General features: G+C 53.6%; 15 protein-coding genes and 1 tRNA gene. 12 read left to right on the top strand and 4 right to left on the bottom strand.

Annotated features, from left to right (window positions below; all coding sequences use genetic code 11):
* Positions 1-344: 344 nt before the first annotated feature.
* The 3 genes from CE153_RS04790 to CE153_RS04780 are packed head-to-tail and all read left to right on the top strand — an operon-like array spanning position 345 to position 6,082.
* Positions 345-3,401: a type I restriction endonuclease subunit R gene (locus CE153_RS04790; RefSeq protein ID WP_442861968.1), complete on the top strand. Its 3,057-nt coding sequence runs from the start codon at positions 345-347 to the stop codon at positions 3,399-3,401.
* A gap of 25 nt (positions 3,402-3,426) precedes the next feature.
* The gene (locus CE153_RS04785) at positions 3,427-4,935 is read left to right on the top strand and encodes a type I restriction-modification system subunit M (protein ID WP_099595350.1); all 1,509 of its coding nucleotides are present in this window, start codon (positions 3,427-3,429) and stop codon (positions 4,933-4,935) included.
* Positions 4,925-6,082, top strand: coding sequence for a restriction endonuclease subunit S (locus CE153_RS04780; RefSeq protein ID WP_099595349.1), 1,158 nt, complete (start codon positions 4,925-4,927; stop codon positions 6,080-6,082). Before CE153_RS04785 ends, CE153_RS04780 begins: the two co-directional genes overlap by 11 nt.
* Here the strand turns inward: CE153_RS04780 and CE153_RS04775 are convergent.
* Positions 6,045-6,515 carry a restriction endonuclease subunit S gene (locus CE153_RS04775; RefSeq protein WP_099595348.1) on the bottom strand — a complete coding sequence of 157 codons (471 nt, stop codon included), beginning with the start codon at positions 6,513-6,515 and terminating at the stop codon, positions 6,045-6,047. The genes CE153_RS04780 and CE153_RS04775 overlap by 38 nt on opposite strands.
* Positions 6,512-7,471, bottom strand: a complete 960-nt coding sequence (xerA, locus tag CE153_RS04770) for a site-specific tyrosine recombinase/integron integrase (RefSeq protein WP_058062704.1) — start codon at positions 7,469-7,471, stop codon at positions 6,512-6,514. Before xerA ends, CE153_RS04775 begins: the two co-directional genes overlap by 4 nt.
* Before the next feature lie 193 nt (positions 7,472-7,664).
* Here xerA and CE153_RS04765 point away from each other — a divergent pair, with 193 nt between their 5' ends.
* Positions 7,665-8,312 carry a hypothetical protein gene (locus CE153_RS04765; RefSeq protein ID WP_099595347.1) on the top strand — a complete coding sequence of 216 codons (648 nt, stop codon included), beginning with the start codon at positions 7,665-7,667 and terminating at the stop codon, positions 8,310-8,312.
* 431 nt (positions 8,313-8,743) lie between these two features.
* Here CE153_RS04765 and CE153_RS04760 read toward each other — a convergent pair whose 3' ends face one another.
* A complete protein-coding gene (locus tag CE153_RS04760; protein WP_099595346.1) occupies positions 8,744-9,610 on the bottom strand; it encodes a D-hexose-6-phosphate mutarotase in 867 nt (288 codons plus the stop codon).
* Positions 9,611-9,941: 331 nt separating this feature from the next.
* Between CE153_RS04760 and CE153_RS04755 the strand changes: the two genes are divergently transcribed.
* From CE153_RS04755 to glgX, 5 genes are all read left to right on the top strand, one after another.
* Entirely contained in the window at positions 9,942-10,703 is a 762-nt protein-coding gene (locus CE153_RS04755) for an ANTAR domain-containing response regulator (protein WP_099570675.1), read from the top strand.
* Complete coding sequence (gene polA / locus CE153_RS04750; RefSeq protein WP_099595345.1) at positions 10,693-13,545, top strand: DNA polymerase I; 2,853 nt, start codon at positions 10,693-10,695, stop codon at positions 13,543-13,545. The genes CE153_RS04755 and polA overlap by 11 nt, the downstream gene beginning before the upstream one ends.
* Before the next feature lie 77 nt (positions 13,546-13,622).
* Positions 13,623-14,528: a Nif3-like dinuclear metal center hexameric protein gene (locus CE153_RS04745; protein WP_099595344.1), complete on the top strand. Its 906-nt coding sequence runs from the start codon at positions 13,623-13,625 to the stop codon at positions 14,526-14,528.
* Positions 14,529-14,534: 6 nt separating this feature from the next.
* On the top strand, positions 14,535-15,194 hold the full coding sequence (locus CE153_RS04740; protein WP_099595343.1) for an NUDIX hydrolase: 660 nt from the start codon (positions 14,535-14,537) through the stop codon (positions 15,192-15,194).
* A 61-nt stretch (positions 15,195-15,255) separates the two neighbouring features.
* A complete protein-coding gene (glgX, locus tag CE153_RS04735; RefSeq protein WP_099595342.1) occupies positions 15,256-17,400 on the top strand; it encodes a glycogen debranching protein GlgX in 2,145 nt (714 codons plus the stop codon).
* 153 nt (positions 17,401-17,553) lie between these two features.
* Here the strand turns inward: glgX and CE153_RS04730 are convergent, their stop codons facing one another.
* Positions 17,554-18,723, bottom strand: a complete 1,170-nt coding sequence (locus tag CE153_RS04730; RefSeq protein WP_099595341.1) for an ABC transporter permease — start codon at positions 18,721-18,723, stop codon at positions 17,554-17,556.
* 120 nt (positions 18,724-18,843) lie between these two features.
* On the opposite strand from CE153_RS04730, the gene CE153_RS04725 reads away from it, so the two are divergent.
* The 3 genes from CE153_RS04725 to CE153_RS04710 form a co-directional block, all read left to right on the top strand.
* Positions 18,844-18,917 (top strand) — tRNA-Pro (locus CE153_RS04725).
* Between the two features lie 252 nt (positions 18,918-19,169).
* Complete coding sequence (gene aroA, locus CE153_RS04720; protein ID WP_099595340.1) at positions 19,170-20,510, top strand: 3-phosphoshikimate 1-carboxyvinyltransferase; 1,341 nt, start codon at positions 19,170-19,172, stop codon at positions 20,508-20,510.
* Between the two features lie 629 nt (positions 20,511-21,139).
* A partial coding sequence (locus CE153_RS04710) for a GNAT family N-acetyltransferase (protein ID WP_099595339.1) occupies positions 21,140-21,558 on the top strand: 419 nt, incomplete at its 3' end.

Below are 21,558 nucleotides of genomic sequence, written 5' to 3'. Positions count from 1 at the left end.
TTTTGAGGGGGTCTGCTTTCGAAAATATCATGCGGCGGGCTTCCAGACGAGAATCGAGGTGTGAGGCTTGAGTTTGGGAAGTAGATGAGAGGAAGAGATAATATGCCCGTCGGCGTTTAAGCTGCGGGCGTTTTTCTTGTTCTACTGAACAAAAATAAGACAGCATGACGTAATCTAAAAACAGCAGACACTCATGTTGGTTACATCCAGACGATAGGTTAATTGATAGACTAAACCGAAAGATGGTTTGCGAGAGAATCCATATGTTTGTGGGGTGAACAATGACTGTTTCCAAAGTCGAATCTCGTACGGTTTCGGAGTGTTCTCTGAACAACATCACGTCCATGGATCCACTGAACGAGGAATGGTACGAAAATCTGATCGTCGAACATCTAACGGAGAAACTCGGATATGAGCACCTGTACGGGCCCGATGTTCGCCGCACCGACGACTCGTATCGCGACGTATTCCTTCCTGATATTCTCCCGGATGCGTTGCGACGAATCAACAGAAATCTGCCGGAAGCAGCCGTCGAGGAGGCCATTCGGAAGATTCAGAATGTCGAGATCGGCAGCTTGGAGCAGCGCAACGAGATATTCAATGACTACCTGCAATCAGGAGTCGAAGTGCACTTCTTTGACGGCAAGGAAGAGCGTGATGACATCGTCCGGCTGCTTGATTTCGACGATCCCGAGAACAACGATTTCCATGTCGTGAACCAGTGGACGTTCGTGGAGTATTCCGAGAAACGTCCCGACGTCATCATCTTCGTGAACGGCATGCCGCTGGTATTGTTCGAGCTGAAGTCCCCGTCACGCGAGGAGACGGACGCTTCACACGCGTACCTGCAATTGCGCCAGTACATGAAGCAGATACCGAGCATGTTCGTGCCCAACGTGTTCTGCGTGATGAGCGATATGACCCAGACCAGGGTCGGCACGATCACATCCGACGAGGACCGTTACGTGGCTTGGAAGTCGGTTGACGGCGACTATTCCGGAACGAAGGCCGCGACATGGAGCACCATGATTGACGGCATGCTCCCGAAGGAACGGCTGCTCGACATCATCCAGAACTTCGTATGCTTCAACGATTCCTCCGAGCAGGTCGTGAAGATCATCGCCGCATACCACCAGTATTTCGCGGTGAGGAAAGCCATCGTCAGAGCGGATGAGGCCGTCAATGGGGATGGCAAGATTGGCGTGTTCTGGCATACCCAGGGAAGCGGAAAATCACTTTCAATGGTGTTCTTCGCGCATCTGCTGCAGCGTTATATTGAAAGCCCGACCATCGTGGTCATCACCGACCGCAACGATCTCGACGACCAGCTTTTCGGACAATTCAGCCGCTGCGCCAGGTTCCTGCGCCAGAAGGCGGTCCAGGCCGAGAGCCGCAGGAACCTTCAGGAACTGCTTGAGGGTCGTGAGGCGAACGGCATCATCTTCACGACCATGCAGAAGTTCTCGGACGGCGACGAGCCGTTGTGCGACCGGAGCAACGTTGTGGTGATGGTGGACGAGGCTCACCGCGGCCAGTACGGCCTGACCGAACGGATCAATGCGGACGGTCATGTGTCGGTCGGCGCGGCCCGTGTCGTGCGCAAGGCGCTGCCGAACGCGTCCTATATCGGTTTCACCGGAACGCCGATCTCCACGGATGACCGCAACACCCGCGAGATCTTCGGCGACTACATCGACGTGTACGACATGACCCAGTCCGTCGAGGACGAATCCACCAAGCCGGTCTACTACGAAAGCCGTGTGGTCTCGCTCCATCTTGACGAGAACGCGTTGGGCCGTATCGACGCGGTCTACAAGGAGTTCGCGGACCAGGCTGACGAGGCGAGCGTGGAGAAGTCCAAGCATGACCTCGGCGGCCTCGACGCCATCTTCGACACTCCCGAGACCATCGACGCATTGTGCCGCGACATCGTGGACCATTACGAGAACAACCGCGCCGACATCCTGGCCGGCAAGGCCCTGATCGTGGCGTACAGCCGGCCGATCGCGATGAAGATCTACTACAGGATCATGGAGCTGCGCCCCGAATGGAAGGACAAGGTCGGCGTGGTGATGACCATGTCGAACCAGGATCCGGAGGAATGGTTCGACGTGTGCGGTGGCACCACGCACAAGAAGGAGATGGAACGCAGGTTCAAGGACGATTCCGATTCCCTCAAGATCGCCATCGTCGTGGACATGTGGCTCACCGGCTTCGACGTGCCCAGCCTGTCCACCATGTACGTGTTCAAGCCGATGAAGGGCCATAACCTCATGCAGGCCATCGCCCGCGTCAACCGCGTGTGCAAGGGCAAGGAGGGCGGTCTGGTCGTGGATTACATCGGCATCGCAGGCGCGCTCAAGCAGGCGATGAAGGACTATACCAGCCGTGACCAGCGCAATTACGGCGACATGAACATCGCCGAGACCGCCTATCCGAAATTCCTCGAAAAGCTCGACGTGTGCCGCGGTCTCATGTATGGCTTCGACTACCGCAAACTCATCTTCCGGAACAGCAGGGAGGCTCTTGCCGACGCCATCGCGGAGGGAACCGACTGGCTGCTCGATCCGGAACGGCACGAAAACACGGAATCGTTCCTCAAGCAATGCCAGCTCATGAACCAGGCACTGAGCTTGTGCAAGAGCATGGTGAGCGAGGAGGACGCTCATGAGGCGGCTTATCTATCCGTATTGCGCGTGCAGGTCCTTCGCCTGACCGGACGCGGCTCCGGCGGGGGCAGCAGCATGACGTACACGGAGTTCAACAAGCAGGTGAGCGAGATCCTCCAGCAGAGCGTGCATGCGGACGGCGTGCTCAACCTGTTCGAGAAGGACAGCGTGGAGATCTCCCTGTTCGATGAGGCGTTCCTCCAGGAGGTCGCCGGCATGAAGGAGAAGAACATCGCGATCGAGAGCCTGAAACGCCTCATCAAGGAGAAGGTGCGGGCGTACGGGCGCACCAGCGTGGTCAAATCCCAGAAGTTCAGCGAGATGCTCCAGAACACGTTGAATGCGTATCTCAACGGCATGCTCACTAATGCGCAGGTCATCGAAGAGCTCGTCAACATGGCCAAGGAGATCATGAAGGACCGCGACGACGCGCAGAAGCTCGGCTTGAGCGACGAGGAGATGGCGTTCTACGACGCAATTACCCAGCCGCAGGCGGTCAAAGACTTCTACGACAACGACCAGCTCGTCTCGATAGCCCGCGAGCTGACCGATGCGATGCGGAGCAACGCCACGATCGACTGGCAGAAGAAGGAAAGCGCCAGGGCCGGCATGCGGCGTGCCATCAAACGTTTGCTGCGCAAATACAAGTATCCGCCCGAAGGCGTCGAGGACGCCATGAAGACCGTCATGGAACAGTGCGAGCTGTGGGCCGACACCAAGATCAGCGAATAGGATGAGCAGGAGGATAATACAAGACATGGCAAAGAAGAAGGACAATACCGCCGAGATCGGCTTCGAGGAACAGATCTGGAGCGCCGCCGACAAGCTGCGCGGCAACATCGACGCTTCCGAATACAAGAACGTCGTGCTCGGCCTCATCTTCCTGAAGTACATCTCCGACAAGTTCGACCAAAAATACCAAGATCTCGTTGAAGAAGGAGAGGGCTTCGAAGAGGACCGCGACGAATACGCGAGCGAGAACATCTTCTTCGTTCCCGAAAGCGCCCGCTGGAAGACCATCGCAGCCGCCGCGCACACGCCTGAGATCGGCAAGGTCATCGACGAGGCCATGCGCCAGATCGAGGCCGAGAACAACAAGCTCAAGGGCATCCTGCCGAAGAACTTCGCCCGCCAGGAGCTCGACAAGCGACGTCTGGGCGAGGTCGTGGACCTGTTCACCAATGTGAAGATGGCCGAAAAGGGCGATAGCCGCGACATTCTCGGACGCACCTACGAGTACTGTCTGGCCAAGTTCGCCGAAGCGGAGGGCAAGAACGCCGGCGAGTTCTACACGCCCGCGTGCGTCGTGAAGACGCTGGTCGAAGTCATCGAACCCTACCACGGGCGAGTGTACGATCCGTGCTGCGGCAGCGGCGGCATGTTCGTGCAGTCCGCGGATTTCGTCAAACGCCATCAGGGCAACATTAACGACATCTCCGTGTACGGTCAGGAGTTCAATCCGACCACGTGGAAGATGGCGACCATGAACCTCGCGATCCGCGGCATCGACGCGGATCTGGGCGATCATAATGCCGACACGTTCTTCGAGGACCTGCACAAGACCGAGAAATTCGATTTCATCCTCGCTAACCCGCCCTTCAACCTGAAGGACTGGGGAGGAAAGAAACTCAAGAACGACGTACGCTGGCAGTACGGCACCCCACCGGAGGGCAACGCCAACTTCGCATGGGTCCAGCACATGATCCACCACCTCAACCGTTCAGGCCGCATGGGGATGGTCCTGGCGAACGGCGCGTTGTCCAGCCAGACGAACAACGAGGGCGAGATCCGCGCCAAGATCGTGGATGCCGATCTGGTCGAAGGCATCATCGCAATGCCGGACAAGCTTTTCTACAGCACCGGCATACCTGTGAGCCTGTGGATCATCACCAAGAACAAGAAGCAGTCCGACAAGACGTTGTTCATCGACGCGCGTGATATGGGAACCATGGTGTCCCGTAGGCTCCGCGAGTTCACCGATGAGGACATCGCCAAGGTATCGACTGCGTTCGACGCGTTCCGTGACGGCACTCTGGAAACGGAGAAGGGCTTCTCCGCCATCGCCACGACGGAAGATATCAAGGCGCAGGATTACATCCTGACTCCGGGCCGTTACGTCGGTGTCGCCGAAGTGGAAGAAGACGATGAGCCATTCGAGGAGAAGATGACCCGTCTGACCGACGAGATCGCCAAATGCTTCGAAGAATCCAACCGTCTGCAAGAGCAGATCAAGAAGAATCTGGAGGCCATCGGCTATGGCATGTGAGCAGCTGACGCGTCTAGGTGATGTTATCGAGCTTGAAGATGTCAAGAGAGAGCCGATATCTTCTAGGGACAGAAAGGACAGAAAAGGTTCCTATCCTTATTACGGAGCTCAAGGTATTGTCGATTATCTAGATGATTACACCTATGAGGGAGATTACCTACTGGTTGCTGAAGATGGGGAAAATCTTAGGAGTCGCAAGAATCCTATTGCGAATGCGGCTTCTGGAAAATTCAGAGTGAATAATCATGCGCATGTTATTGCTGAGTCCGAAAAGTGTAATCTCGTTTTTCTGAGACATCTTCTTAATATGACTGATATTTCTGCCTACGTAACAGGATCTACGCAGCCAAAGCTGAGCCAGAGTAATCTTTGTGCCATGAAATTGCCTCTTCCTTCGATGGCGGAACAAAATGCTATTGCAAATGTTCTTAGTTTGTTTGATAGGAAAATCGAGCTTAACAACCAGCTAAATGATTATTTGTTTGAGCTCGTATCATCAGTTTTTGCGCATCGGTTTAGCGACAATGTCAATACGACTGAACTGAAAAACGTTCTTTCGATCTTGACAAAGGCATTAAAGCCACAAGAGCACGCTGACGAAATATGGGAACATTACAGCATTCCAGCATTTGACGAAAAGCATAGACCTATTTTTGAACCTGCGTCAGGAATCAAGAGCAACAAGTACCAAATCGACAGTGAGTGCATTCTTATCTCTAAGCTAAATCCATCCACCAAGCGAATCTGGATGCCATGTTGCTCAAGTAATAACGCAGTATGTTCAACAGAATTCATCGTGTATAGACCATATTTGAAAGAATATAAGAGCTTTTACTATGCGGCCATTGATTCGCCTAGGTTTACTGACTATCTGCTTGAGCACGTAAGCGGTTCCACGGGAAGTCGCCAGAGAGCGCAGCCCAAAGACACCCTTAACTACTTGATGCCAAATCCGGATAACGAAGAAATCAAGGATTTCTGCACTTTTGCTGATCCGATATATCGTCATATCCAGATAAATGAACAACAAACAGCAAAACTCGAGTTACTGCGCGAAACGCTTCTTCCAAAACTTATGTCCGGCGCAATCGACGTTTCGAAGGTTGACCTCACGCAGCTAACAAATAATCATTTAGCCGATTATTAAGGGCAATTTTGTCGACAATGGAATCAAGCACTTCTACGATTGCATCTTGCGTTGCCCTGTCAGGTATCTTGACAGGGCAGAGATTCACGTGATTTCGATTGACACCTGGCACAGCACTAGCTGTTGTGTATCCCTGCCAAGGAATTGTCTGCAAAAGATAATAAATAAATCGAGGATTGTTGCCGTTGAATTCGGTAGAATACAAAGCTGTGTTGAGAGGCCAACATGGACCACCCGAAAAGAAAACTTCTCCGATAGTGCCGCATCGCCCTGTGATTACACAGGGCCCCTCTACTGCTGCAGTACTATTAGATCCGGTAATTCCCGATGATGAATAAACCGGCACATCCCCTTGCAAACGCTGGCTTTTCGGCAAATCAAATCCTCTTTTTAAGTCGGTAATCTCACCAAGGGTCGTCTCTCGCCAGCTCATTCCAAATACCTTCTGTGTGAAGCTTTCACGTTGTTCTGGTTGACCATGACGTAGTGCATGGTCGTGTCTATTCTCGCATGCCCGAGCAGTTTTTGCACCTGTTCGATCGGCATGCCTTTGTCGATGGCGTGCGTGGCCAGAGTACGACGGAACTTATGTGGATGGACTCGATTGATGCCGGCGTCTTTGCCGAGCCGCCTGAGGCGGCTTTCGATGCCGCCGATGCTGATACGGTCGCCATCGCCATTCAAAGCGACGAATAGCGCCGGATTGCTGTCGTTACGCGATTGCAGGTATGCGGTGAGATGGAGCTTCGTTCTGGCGTCGAAATAGACGGGACGCTGCTTGTTTCCCTTGCCTGTAACCAAGCATTCCCGCTCCTGAAGATTTACGTCGGCTATGTTCAAACCGACCAATTCGCCCACTCGCATGCCTGTGGATGCGAGAATGTCCACGATGGCAAGATCCCGCAAGGTGCCGCATCGGTCCCGCAGAGTTTCCAGGTTTTCGTCGCTCAGGACTTCCTTAGCCATTACGGCGGTCTTCACACGGTGGATGCGTCTTACGGGGCTTTTGACGATATAATCCTCGTCTTCAAGCCACGCGAAGAAGCTTGACATGATACGCCGAATGTTGTCGATGGTGACCTTGCCCGCATGACGTTCGTTCTCGTATCTGTTGAGGTACTCGCGCAAGTCATCGCTGTTTATCCGCGTGCAGGGCTTGGCAAGGGCCTGGGTCATGTGCTGGAGCGTGCTCTCATAGTAAGCGATGGTTTTCGGCGAGCAGCCTTCGACCTCTTTTGCCGTGAGGAATAGCGTCAGCAGATTCTGCGGCGCTGATGTTTCCTGAGCTGGCAGTAACGTGACTCTGAGTACTTCGGCCAAATGTTTGAGCTGCGACGGATCGAGCATGTTCTGCATCTGTGACAGAACATTATTAATGATGGTTTCCATAGGTGTTCCTTCCAATAACGGTTAGGAACATTGTGCCTGCGCACCAGCAAATGATTATTTAGAGCAGTTATGCCAGTCTCTTTTCGACCGTTTTGATAACGACGAGAATAATCTATTCGTAAAAGTTTCCGATATTGCTGATGTAAATCCAAGAAGAACTCTCAAAAAGGGAGAAGAGGCTCTTTGCGTCGAAATGGCCGACCTGTCCACAACGGGAGCATTCCCTACGGATTGGCGCACGAAAGCATACAACGGTGGCGTTAAGTTTGTTAATGGGGATACGATCTTAGCCAGAATTACGCCATGCCTCGAAAACGGGAAGGCAGGGTACATTAATTTTCTGGAACAGGATGAAGTGGCTTTTGGATCAACCGAATATATTGTGCTCACTTCAAAAGGCGAGCTGCCTTCAGAATTCTTCTATTTTCTAGCCCGCAATGAGGACTTCATTTCATATGCAACAGCTCACATGAACGGATCGAGCGGACGGCAGCGTGTTTCAGGCGCGGACGTCGGAAATTATGAAGTAAGAATGCCCAGCGAGAAGCAGGTCTCAGAATTCAAGGAAATCGCGGGAAAAGCCATGAGGGTTATTTCCGCTAGCTCGATAGAGAGTAGAAAACTTGCACAATCATGCGATGCGCTTCTTCCCAAACTCATGTCCGGTGAAATCGATGTTTCGGAAGTTGACCTCACGCAGCCAACAAATAATCATTTATCAGGCTGTGGGTCTTTTTGTAGCGTTTGTTGTCCGTCCGGATTGGCCTCTGAATTTCATGAGTGGTTCCGTGAACATTTTTTCTTTGGTTACGGTCACCTATGCAAAGCAGATTTGGGATGAGATGATCTGCCCTAAAGATACCAAGGAAGAAGAATCCTTGCAGGCTAGTTGTGACTGTAATCGAGGTGAGGAGCAAGAACTGATGAGGCCGGATTTTCGAAGAGGTGAATTAAATGAGGGACAGGTCGAAATGAAAGTGGACGATGATGCGCATTCAATCGTGCCTGAGTCAACGTCAGCGTATGTCCAAAAGAACTCCGTAACGACATCTGGGCCATCGGACATTTTATTGCAACAATTGTTGCGGTTGGTAACTGTTCAGGGCTGTTTATTGGCGTTATGTACTTTGCGTCGATATTCATCGAGTCCGGACGATCGACATGACGCCGATTAGCGTAGTCCAGGAAAGATTGTCGATGAATAAACTGCTGGTTCGATGGACATTGGAAACCATATTCGATGTTCATCGAACCGGCAGTTTCTATTTACTTTCAGTGCTTGACCGACAGTGTTTGCTGCAAGGTATGCGAATCATGTGGAGGCACGATGACCGCGCAATCGCGATTGTTAACCGCTTCCACGCACACGAAGCCACGCCATTCGCCGTCGCTCAAATCTCCGATGGCATTGCCGGCTTGCTCTCCCGGATTCCAGACCACGGTCTGCGCTGCGCCCTGCTTGGCGACAATGATGGTGCGTTGCAACACGGGGTCGCGCAGTTCAAGCGTGTCCGCCGAATAGTAGATGCGGTCAACCATGCCTTGGAAGGTCACAGGTTCATCACCTTGGCTGCGACGCGGATCGCCATCCAATACGGTATCGAGATAGTCCGCGCCCTCCAGTCCGCACACCTGCGACTGTTCGGCGTCGCCAACCTGCAGGTATGTATGCAGTGCCTCTTCGTAAGACAATGGCTCGTCGCCATCGTTATATACGGTAAGCGACATCGTCAATTTATGGCCGACCTCAATGGTGTAAACGGCATGAAATTGAGGATTCGGGCCAGAAACAAACTGGGAAAGTATATCTGCGTCGATCTCGCTGGAATCCAATGTATAGCGCAACAAGGCATCGGAAGAACCTTCCTCGTCATAATGCCAGAAACTATTGCGGGCAAAACCATGCTTAGGTGTCTTCGAAGCCACATGGCCGCCTTCAAAACCGGAATTGAACCAAGGGAAAATAATGGGAACGCCGCCACGGATGGCAGTGCCTTCCTTAAGGTAAATCGCCTTGGAGCGCCAGACAACAGGCTGTTCGCCGGCGGGTGCCCAGGAAAGCACATGCGCACCGTAATCGCTGACTGATGCCGTTGCGTCTTCGTTGACAATATCTCTGATGGTGAAAGTGCTACTCATACGCCCAGTATAAACAAGGTGACGTTGAACATAATTCCCGGAAAGATACTTTGCAAGATTGTGATATTTCCTGAATTTTCCAGCTTGATACGCAAGGCAGGAATGAGGATTGCTGCAACACGCGCTTGTAGGCTTCTGCTAGTATCATCCATGAAAGTACAAGGAAGATAGCCGGTTCGTTTCAACTTGCGTTATGAAAGGTGAATCAAGGCTGTGAAAAGCTGAGAATTCCCAGAATCCGAACGATTGCAAGTAACTGCATCGAATCATTCCGGAAGCGAGTTGGGGCGTGCAAGGCCGGCTTTGGGTGTGACAGTGGAAAGAGACCGACATGTCTGCAGAAAAGACCACGGAACCGGACGAAGTGCTCACCGATGATGAACTTCAGGCTGCCGCAGCGCCTGAGCGACCCCTCGAAGAGGAGAAGCCTCGCAAGCGTACCGTCGTCGTGGCCGAAGACGAATCCGTGAACCGTATGGATTTGGTTGCCATGCTGGAAGATAACGGCTACGAGGTTGTAGGCGAAGCCGCTAACGGTGAAGAGGCAGTTGATCTGACTCGCAAGTTCCGTCCGAGTGTAGTGTGCATGGACGTCAAGATGCCTCGTATGGACGGCATCGAAGCGGCCGGCATCATCTGCGACGAGAACATCGCCCCGGTTGTTATGCTTACGGCATTCTCCCAGTCCGATCTGGTGAAGAAGGCCACCGGCGCCGGTGCCATGGCGTATGTTACCAAGCCGTATGAGGAGTCCAAGCTGCTGCCGGCTTTGGAAGTGGCCATGGGCCGTTTCGCCGAGATCAACGATCTGCTCGACAATGTGGAGCGCAGCGAATCCAAACTGCATGAAGCCGAAGAGCGGCTTAAGAAGGCGGAAGAGCAGCTGAAGAAGGCTGAGGAAACCCTCGAGGAGCGTAAGCTCGTCGACCGTGCCAAGGGTCTGCTTATGGACAAGGCCGATTTCTCCGAGCAAGGCGCATTCCGTTGGATTCAGAAGACCTCCATGGACCAGCGTATTCCGAAGAAACGCTTGGCCATGGCCATCATCGCCAAGTATGGTGATCAGAAGTCGGAAGCAGAGGATGAGCGCTAACACAGTAACTGTGGAAGGCACTTCACGCGGGACGCTATTGGTCGTTGACGGCCATTCCTTGGCGTTCCGCGCTTTTTTTGCCTTGCCCGTAGAGAATTTCAGTACATCCGCAGGTCAGGCAACCAATGCCGTCTGGGGTTTCGCCACCATGCTTTCGCAAGTGATTGATGCTGAGCATCCCGATCATCTTGCCGTCGCTTTCGACGTCAAAGGCGGCACGTTCCGCAATACGATGCTGCCGCAGTATAAAGGCACGCGAGATGCGGCTCCGGAAGATCTGCTCACGCAGTTGCCTCTGATTCAACAGATGCTTGATGCGTTGGGCGTCACGTTCATCGAAAAACCCGGATATGAGGGTGATGACGTGATCGGCACGTTGGCGAGCATGGGAGACGAAGCTGGCTATCGCACGCTGGTATTGTCTGGCGACCGTGACGCGTTCCAGCTCATCAACAACAACATCACCGTACTGTATCCGGGGCATCATTTCAAAGACCTGAAACATATGACTCCCGATGCGGTAGTGGAGAAATACCATGTCACCCCGGAACAGTACCCGGATTTGGCGGCGCTCCGCGGCGAAACCGCTGACAACATTCCAGGCGTTCCAGGCGTGGGCGATGGCTTCGCAGCCAAGTGGATCAACCTGTATGGCGGGCTTGACCAAATCATCGAGCACGCCGACGAGATCGGCGGCAAAAAAGGCGAGGCACTGCGGGCCAACATCGACCAGGTCAAGCTGAACCGTTCCGTGAACGCCCTGGTGCGTGACCTCGACCTTGGCGTGTCCATCGAAGATCTGACCTTCGGCCAGGTGGATGCCAACCAGCTCAACGAATTGTTCTCCAAGCTTGAATTCGGTATTCGCACCAAAAACCGTGTGCTAAGAACATTCAACGCAGGCAAGCCTACGAACAATCTTGTGCAGCAAGATGAGTCCAGCAAGCTGGAAATACCAGAATTCGAAACGATTGATTCACCGGAAGCGCTGGAATCATGGGTGCAATCCAATCTGCAGGCGACGAACAGGCATCTGCATGATGAGCGAGAAATCGCGCCGAAAACAACTCCTTCCGGTTTCGCCATTGATCATACGAAGAAGTGCTCGCAATCCGTGGCCCGCTCATGGGTGTTGCAGGTGGAAGGCGAAAGCAAGCCGGGGAACGCGGCTTATTCGTCGCTGATGATCGCATCGCAAGGCAAAGCGATTCGCATCAATCATATTGATCGCGATATGGCGTCACAACTGCAAACGCTACTTGACGAATACCACCAATCCATGGTGGTGCATGGCTATAAGGAACAGTCCCATCTGTTGGGAAGCGTCGGCGTGAAACTGCCGGAACCGCTGTTCGATACCAAACTTGCCGGGTATCTGGTCCATCCCGATTTCCATGCAGACACTTTGGAACAGGCGGCGGCTCATTTTTTGGATCTGCATATCGAGGAGCAGTCCGAAAGTGCGACGCAGGGAACGCTTGATTTCGACGAGCCTGAAGAATCCGTGCAGCAGAAAGACGACCAGCTTCCGCGTCACACGGCGATTGTGGGGCTGTTGGCGCGAAATCTGGCGAATTCGCTGGATCAGCGTGAGCAGTTCGCCTTGTTGGATTCCGTGGAGATTCCAGTATCTCGTGTGCTTTATGGCATGGAGCATGCCGGCGCGCAAGTCGATATGAACAGGCTGATGAACATGCGCGAACAGCTTGCCTCCGATGCGAATCATGCGCAGGAAACGGCCTGGCAGTATGCGGGCGAGCGGGTGAATCTGCAAAGTCCCAAACAGTTGCAGAAAATTCTGTTTGAAAATATGGGTTTGAAACCCACGAAGAAGACCAAAACCGGTTCGTATACCACGAATGCGGCGGCTTTGCAGGCGTTGCGCGATCGTTCGTATGATAATGACAGTGCATGCCAGTTCCTTGACGCGTTGTTGCTGCATCGCGAGAAGAACAAGCTCAAGCAGATCGTGCAGACGTTGATCGATGCGACCAACGGGTCTGACGGGCGTATTCATACGACGTTTGAGCAGACTGTGGCTGCGACCGGTCGATTGAGCTCGGTCGATCCGAATTTGCAGAACATTCCGAATCGTGATCCGGCTGGACGTGAGATTCGTTCGGCTTTTGTGCCCGGTGAGGGTTTTGAATCGTTGCTGAGTTCGGATTATTCTCAGGTCGAGTTACGTATTATGGCCGACCTTTCCGGCGATGAGGCGTTGATTGAGGCATTCCGTTCCGGTAGGGACTTCCATAAGTATGTGGCGAGCTTGGTGTATGGCGTCCCTGTTGACGAGATTACGTCTGATCAGCGCAGTCATGTTAAGGCGATGAGCTATGGCTTGGCTTATGGATTGAGCACGTATGGGCTTTCGCAGCAGCTTGGCATTAAGCCGGGTGAGGCCGAATCATTGAAGCGGCAATATTTTGCGACGTTCGGCAAGGTCCATGAGTATTTGGAGTCGTTGGTTTCCACGGCCCGTGAAAAGGGGTATACGGAGACGATTTATGGTCGTCGTAGGTATTTCCCGGGGTTGAAGTCGTCGAATCGTGCGGTACGTGACGCTGCGGAGCGTGCTGCGCTGAATGCGCCTATTCAGGGTTCCGCCGCGGACATTATGAAGATTGCCATGATTCGGGCTGATGATGCGTTGCGTGAGGCTGGTCTTGCCAGCCGGATCATTCTGCAGATTCATGACGAACTTGTGGTGGAGATTGCGCCGGGCGAGGCACAGCAGGCCACTGCGTTGGTGAAGGATTCCATGGAGCATGCGGTTGACATGGCGGTTCCGTTGGATGTTTCCACGGGTATTGGTTCAGATTGGCAGCTTGCCGCGCACTGATGCCGTCTGTTTGAAACATGCCGGTTGTCGTGCGATGATGCCACGTATGTGAAATCGCGGATGATGAGGAGGTTGCAATGGCTGCATTAAGCCAGGTCGTTGATGTGTTGGAAACACTGTATCCGCTTCGCTATGCGGAACAGTGGGATGAGCCTGGACTGATCGTTGGCGATTTGCGTCAGCCTGTGCGCAATATCGCTTTTGCAGCTGATCCCTCTATGTCGGTGGTTGATCAGGCGATTGCGGGGGACGTTGATTTGCTGGTCTGCCACCATCCGTTGTTCTTCCGTTCCGTTCATGCGGTATCGGGATTGGGTTTCCGCGGTGAGATCGTGCGCAAGCTCAATCGTGCCGGATGCGCGCTGTGGGTGGGGCATACGAATGCCGATGCGGCATATCGTGGTGTCGGCATGGCTGCGGCTGACATGTTTGGTCTGGTGGACCAGCGTCCGCTCGTACCCATCGACGATCCGAACGCCGAGCATCCGGTCGGCCTGGGACGTGTCGGGCGGCTTGCCGAACCTGTGATGCTGCGTGAATTCGCCCGCCGTGTGGCCGACGTGCTGCCGTATACTGAACTTGGCGTGCAGGTTTGCGGTGATCTGGATGCTCCCGTCAATACGGTGGCGATATTGCCGGGATCCGGTGATTCGCTGTTCGATGAGGTGCGTGCGACCGGAGCCGACGTGTATGTGACCAGCGATCTGAGGCATCATCCCGTAACGGACGCCATTGAACAGGCCCGCTATGAGGCTTCCATGCGCGCTTCCGGCATCGCCCTGGGTCATGGCGATGAACATGTGCGTCCGGCGTTTATCAACACTCCACATAGCGCCATCGAATCCATGTGGTTCCAGTATGCGATGAAAGACGTTCCTCAGGCGGTCGCGTCCGTGACCGGCGACACTCCCGACGTACGTTGGATTTCCATGAGCACCGATCCATGGAGCATGGTTATCCCTTCAAGCGGACAGGAACGATGACACGTCATGAGTAATGAAGCGGCAGACGAAACCCAAGTTGATGCATTGCTGGACGAGTCCAGTGACGGAGTGGACATGTCCGGCACGGTAACGGTGCTTGACAGCGAGCACGTGTACCAGGGTGCTATCTTCGGTGTCGACGATATGCGGATCGCATTGCCGATGCGTGGTGGCGGGCGAACGGTGATTCGTCGGCAGGTGATGCGCCACGCGCCTTGCGTGGTCATGCTGGTGCATGATTGCGCGAACGACCGGTACCTGATCGAACGCGAATACCGTATCGGTTGCGACGCGTTCGCTTACGGTCTGCCGGCCGGACTCATCGACAGGGGAGAGGACGTTGAAGAGGCCGCGCTGCGCGAACTTCGCGAGGAGACCGGTGTGGAATCCACCGGGCATGACGGCATCGAATTTGACCATGTGGGTCAGTTCTACTCGTCCGAAGGCATGACCGACGAGCTTGCCAACATCATGGTGCTTCACCTGCGTTCATGGCGCCCCGTCGAACGTCACTTCGACGGCGATGAGCATGTTGAATCGGCGTGGATCTCTTGGCAGCGGCTACGTGACACTCGCATCACCGCATCCAATTCCATGATCGCCATTCTTCACGAGCAAATTAGGCGAAACCGGCAAAATACAGTCAAAAGTTCTTTCGAATCGTAAAAATAATCGCCGAACAACACGAAATTACGATTTGGGGGCTAAAACGTGAGATACTTGAATCATGCAAATCAGACCCGGATCGATGTATCCGCTCGGCGCAAGCTATGACGGCGCCGGCGTGAATTTTGCCCTCTTTTCCCAAGTGGCACAAAAGGTCGAGCTTTGTCTTTTCGATGAGGAAGACAACGAAACTCGAATCGAAATGACCGAGCAGAACTCGTATGTCTGGCACAACTATCTGCCCGGAATCCAACCGGGGCAACGTTACGGCTACCGTGTGTACGGCCCGTACGACCCGATGCAGGGTTTGCGCTGCAACCCGAACAAGTTGCTGCTTGACCCTTACGCGAAAGCCATCGAAGGCAATATCGACGGCGATGAAAGTCTCTACTCATACTGGTTCAAAAGCCCTGACGACGTTACCAGCATGAATACGCTCGACTCGGCCGCACACACTATGAAAGCGGCCGTGGTGAACCCTTATTTCGACTGGGGCAACGACCAGCATCCGAACATCTCATACCACGATTCGGTAATTTACGAAGCCCACGTACGCGGCATGACCAACCTCAACATGGACGTGCCGCCGGACATTCGCGGAACCTACGCGGGACTGGCCTACCCCTCCGTAATCGAATACCTGAAGAAACTGGGCGTCACGGCCATCGAACTCATGCCCATCCACCAGTTCGTCAACGACAGCTTCCTGCAGGAAAAAGGCTTGAGCAACTACTGGGGATACAACACTATCGGCTTCTTCGCCCCGCACAACGCCTACTCCAGCTCCGGGCAGCGCGGCGAACAGGTCAACGAGTTCAAATCCATGGTCAAGGCATACCATCGTGCCGGCATGGAAGTCATCCTCGACGTGGTATACAACCATACTGCCGAAGGCAACAACCTCGGACCGACCCTCAGCTTCAGAGGCATCGACAACGGCGCCTACTACCGTCTGGTAGACAACGACCGCAGGCACTATTTCGACACCACAGGCACCGGAAACTCGCTGCTCATGCGCTCGCCGCACGCGTTGCAGCTCATTACCGACAGCCTGCGCTATTGGGTCACTGAAATGCACATCGACGGATTCCGATTCGATCTTGCGGCCACATTGGCGCGTCAGTTCCAGGAAGTCGACAAACTGTCGGCATTCTTCGATATCGTCGAGCAGGATCCGGTCATCTCCCGCGTCAAGCTGATCGCCGAGCCATGGGATTTGGGTTCCGGCGGATACCAGGTGGGCGGCTTCCCATCCAGCTGGTCCGAATGGAATGGCCGCTATCGTGATTGCGTGCGCGACTTCTGGCGTTCGCAGCCGTCTACCTTGCCGGAATTCGCCAGCCGACTTATGGGCAGTTCCGACTTGTATCAGGTCAACGGCCGCCGACCGGTCGCATCCGTGAACTTCATCACTGCGCATGACGGCTTCACCATGAACGATCTGGTGAGCTACAACGAGAAGCATAATGAGGCCAACGGCGAAGACAATCGTGATGGCGAAAGCAACAACCGTTCTTGGAACTGCGGTGTCGAAGGTCCTACGACCATCAAGGATGTTAATGAGCTTCGTCAACAGCAGATGCGCAACATGTTCGCCACACTGTTGCTCAGCCAAGGCATTCCGATGATTTGCGGAGGCGACGAGGTGGCGCGCACCCAGCAGGGCAACAACAACGCCTACTGCCAGGACAATGCGATCTCTTGGACGAACTGGGATTTGGACGAGGACCAGAAGGATCTGCTCGAATTCGTGTCGAAGCTGATCCATCTGAGGCTTGAACATCCTGTACTGCATCGCCGCCGCTTCTTCTCCGGCCGCGAGCAGGGGAACGACAGCGCTACGATTCCGCAGGTCGAATGGATGGACCATACCGGTTCCATCATGGATATGGACGACTGGTCGAACACACACGCCTTCACTGTGATGATCTATCTGAACGGTTCCGATATTCCGGAAACCGACTGGTACGGCAATCAGATGGTCGATAACGATTTCATTCTGATTTTCAACGCGCATTACGAGCCGATCATGTTCACTCTGCCCGATGAGCAATATGGCAAGAAATGGCGTCTAATTGTCGACACGCATAATCCGAAAGGTCCGGAACTCAATTATGAGGCCGGTTTTGCGATTACTGCGCAATCAAGAAGCTTCCTGCTGTTGATGAGCGACAAGAAGCCGTCCAACAAGCATTACAACTTCTAATGGCGCACTTGCGTTGTGCCGTCAGAATCTAGTGGGGAGGAGTCATCGCCAATGCGCTGGCTCCACCCCACTGGCATGTGTATGTCTATGTATGTTTGTGTATGTTTGTGTATGTTGGAATCCGGCGATTGTCGGTCAGTCCTGCACCCTGCATCAGACCTGTGCGGCGAGTCTTGAAACCGTGTCGGGAACGGTTTCGCTGACTTCCGCAAGATCCTCGACGGAGTGGGGTCTTTCGGACTGCGCCAGCACCAGCTGCGTCTGCACGCGGTCCGCTTCGATGGCGGCAATCTGACGCGAGAAAATGATGAACCAGCCAAGGAACATCATGCCGGCCAAAGCCTCCACGTTCGTCAGCGTGTTATGCCCGCTCAGCCATTGGAATCCGGCATAGGCGCCGATTCCGATCGCAAGATCGGAAACCACATAAACGACTTTCGAGAGCTGCGGGGCAAGCCAAGGCAGTGCAATCATCAGCACGCTCATCAGACATGGCAAACCGCGTGCGAACACATTATGCAGGATTGGGTGTGGCGTGTAACGGAACATGCCGATGCCTACGAAAGCGATGCCGGCCAACGTTAGCATGATCGACAGCAGTAGAATCCTCGTACGAAAATGCTTCGGTGTTTCATTGATGGAGTTGGAATCTAGATACTGCAATTGCAGACGATGCGTGGTGATGAGTTCAGAAACCGCGAAATAGCTGATAATGACGATGCAGATGCCCGCGAGCATCAGCGTCGAATTGAACATGCGTGCGGCGAACGTCGTACGATCGCCCAATTGGGAGAAATTGTTGTTATACCAGTATGGATCGTCGGACGTCAATCCTGCGATGCTCACGCCGGACACCACGAAAAATGGCAGTAGGGAAGCGATCGTTTTAGCGTTCATGAGCTCCGCCTGCACGAAAGTAATATAGCCTACAACGCCTGCGATGGCCGCGCATAGGATGGGCAGATAACCTTTCAATGTGCGAATGCCCATCATGTTGTTGATGATGGACAGCATCATGAACGATGTGACGAAAATGGTCGACGCGTACACAACGGAAAGCGCGAGGATTTCGAAAACACGACGAACCGGAGTGACCCAGCCATGTTTGAGCGTCAACGAACGTGATTTTCGTGCATAACCCAAACTGAATGAAACGACTCCGCATCCTGTCGCGATTCCCGAGCAGACGGTGAACAGCCGCTGCGTGACACGCCAGATGGCCGGGGCAAACTGCGTGTACGCGTTCATGGCGAGCCAGGCAATGATGGCGCATATTACAAAGGAGATGATGCCTGACGATTCGGCCTGTTGGTGACGTCCCATGCCGCTCTCCTTTCCAAAACGCTATTGTAAGCCTGTCGTTGTCCAACCATACGCTATAATAGAAACTCGTGTTCACTTAATGCGATTCCGTGAGGCGGTTTCGCGGGGCGTGAACATGAACGGGCTGTAGCGCAGTTTGGTAGCGCGTCTGCTTTGGGAGCAGAATGTCGCAGGTTCAAATCCTGTCAGCCCGACGAAAATCGTTGGAAACAAAGGCGTTTCAGACGGTTTGAAAACCTTTTCCGGTTTCCGGTATAAACAGTGCAAACACTGAACAACCTCCTTGACGTCAGTCCTCCAGCATGCGGAGTGGAGCATCTCGACCGCGTCCGCGCAACCGTCCAGATTCTCCGGCCACAACGCCGCGTACGTGCCCAAAGTGACCGTCGCGCTGCATGGTGATACCGGAACATGATTTTCCACGGGTTTTGGATACGATAAACCCTATGAACGCATCTCAAGAGAATCTTTGGTCGGCGCCGTTTGCCGGCAAGCCGCTCGACGCCACCGTTGTGGTGCCGGGCAGCAAATCCCTGTCGAACCGTTATCTCATTCTTGCGGCTCTCGGGCATCGTCCTGTGCGATTGGTCGGTCTGTTGCGCTCGCGTGATACCGAGCTGATGATGGACGCGTTGCGTTCGTTGGGAGTGCGCTGCGAAATCGATGAGCAGGTTGACACCACGGTTACGGTGGTGCCGCCGTCCGACGGCCGGTTCCACGGTGGTACGAAGGTGTTCTGCGGTCTTGCGGGAACGGTGATGCGCTTTGTGCCCGGTCTTGCCATGTTCGCGGACGGTCCTGTGGATTTCGACGGTGACGAGCAGGCGTACGCACGTCCGATGAAGCCCGTGTTGGACGGTCTTGAACAGTTGGGGGCATGTATCGAATACCACGGCGAGGAAGGTCGCCTGCCATTTACAATCACTCCACCACAAACGGTGAGCCAGTGCGCCGAGCCGAGCGTAGTCAGCATTGATTCTTCGGGATCCTCGCAGTTCATTTCCGGACTATTGCTCATCGGCTCTCGAGTGCCAGGCGGGTTGGAACTGCATCACACGGGGGAGAAGACGCCGAGTTTGCCTCATATTCGCATGACCGTGGCCGATCTGCAAGGTTCCGGCGTGCGTGCCAACGCAGACGAACACGCCCGCGTGTGGACCGTGCAGCCGGGAGCCGTGCAGTTGCCCGAAACCGTGACGGTCGAGCCTGACCTGTCGAATGCCGCCCCGTTCCTCGGCGCCGCACTGATCGCCGGCGGAACCGTTCGCGTGCCTCATTGGCCGGAATCCACCACCCAGCCGGGCGGCCTGCTTCCCGGATACTTGGAACGTATGGGTGCTGAAATCAGCTTCCCCGTGATCGGCGGCGTCCGGTACTGCGAAGTGACCGGCAGAGGCTATATCAACGGTTTGGGTGATTTCAACCTGACGGCGGCAGGTGAAATCGCGCCATCATTGGCCGCAATCCTGGTCTTCGCCGATGCCCCTACGCGCATGCTGGGCATCGGTCATCTGCGTGGCCATGAGACGAACCGCTTGAAAGCATTGGTCAACGAGATCACCAGAGTCGGGGGTGATGCTCGTGAGCTTCCCGACGGGCTGGAGATCGCGCCAGTGCCGGCAATGAATCTCAAGCCGGCTGAAATGGAAACCTATGCGGACCATCGCATGGCGACGTTCGCTGCGATGCTGGGGCTGAAAATCAACGGCATCCAAGTCAAGAACATTGCGACCACCGCGAAAACGCTTCCCGATTTCGCAAACATGTGGACCAACATGCTGGCCTAGCAATAATTGTCCAGGATAATCCGCAAATAATCCACGATATTGAAAACGGTACGGAAATGTCCTTCCTCCGCAAAAACGGAAGAAGGACATTCTACGTTTGCACAGGATCGTGATCATTTTGCGGATGCCGCTATGTCAAGCCACGATGGTTCTTAGCTTTCCTGACACGGCTTGGCCTTGTCCGGCCCCAACATGGCAAAGGTAGTGGCGCTCGCAAACGTCATAATGCCTACGAAAAACACGGAACCAATGGAACCTGACACCGTACGTAAAGAGGTAAGCAGCGACGAGGCGTCCGGCACCTTGAGAGGTGTTATCTGGCTCGAGCCTAGAAGGCGGAAAGCATGATGAAGCCGCCGGAAGTTTCACGCTTCCGGCGGCTTCATCATATTGATTGTGATTTTGCGTTCAGTAACGAATCAGTTTGGAATCACTCCCACTCACTTGTTTGAACTGGGAGAGGCATTTTGCGCCCCCTCTGAGCAAAAATTTTTCAACTTTTTTTGAAAATAAAAAAAGCCGCCTGTTTTAAATTTGAGGTCAACAGATGGCGGGTAGAAATTTTCATATCTATGATGTATAATATGTGATATTAAAGATTGATAAATCAGAATTTGTAGGTGCGATTGATGAAAATTATTGAAGTTAAAGAAAATAAAAAACAATATCTTGATTTGCTCCTACTGGCAGATGAGCAGGAAGATATGGTTGACCGTTATCTTGATAACGGCAAGATGTATGTACTTGATGATAATGGGGTCAAGTGTGAGTGTGTCATAACCGATAAAGAAAATGACATACTTGAAATCAAGAACATTGCGACGGTTCCAGAATATCAAGGGAAAGGTTATGCAAGAGCCTTAATTGAGTTTATTGTTAATAATTACAGAGAGCAATATGCCATTCTGCAAGTGGGAACAGGCGATAGCCCACTGACAATACCATTTTATGAAAAGTGTGGTTTTGTCCGTTCGCATATCATATCAAATTTCTTTATAGATAATTATGACCACCCAATCTATGAGAGTGGAATACAGTTGGTAGATAT

This window comes from Bifidobacterium sp. N4G05, assembly GCF_002742445.1.
GTDB lineage: Bacteria > Actinomycetota > Actinomycetes > Actinomycetales > Bifidobacteriaceae > Bifidobacterium > Bifidobacterium hominis.
The sequence above is the reverse complement of the archived record's forward strand: the minus strand, read 5'-3'. Positions and strand labels throughout refer to the sequence as shown.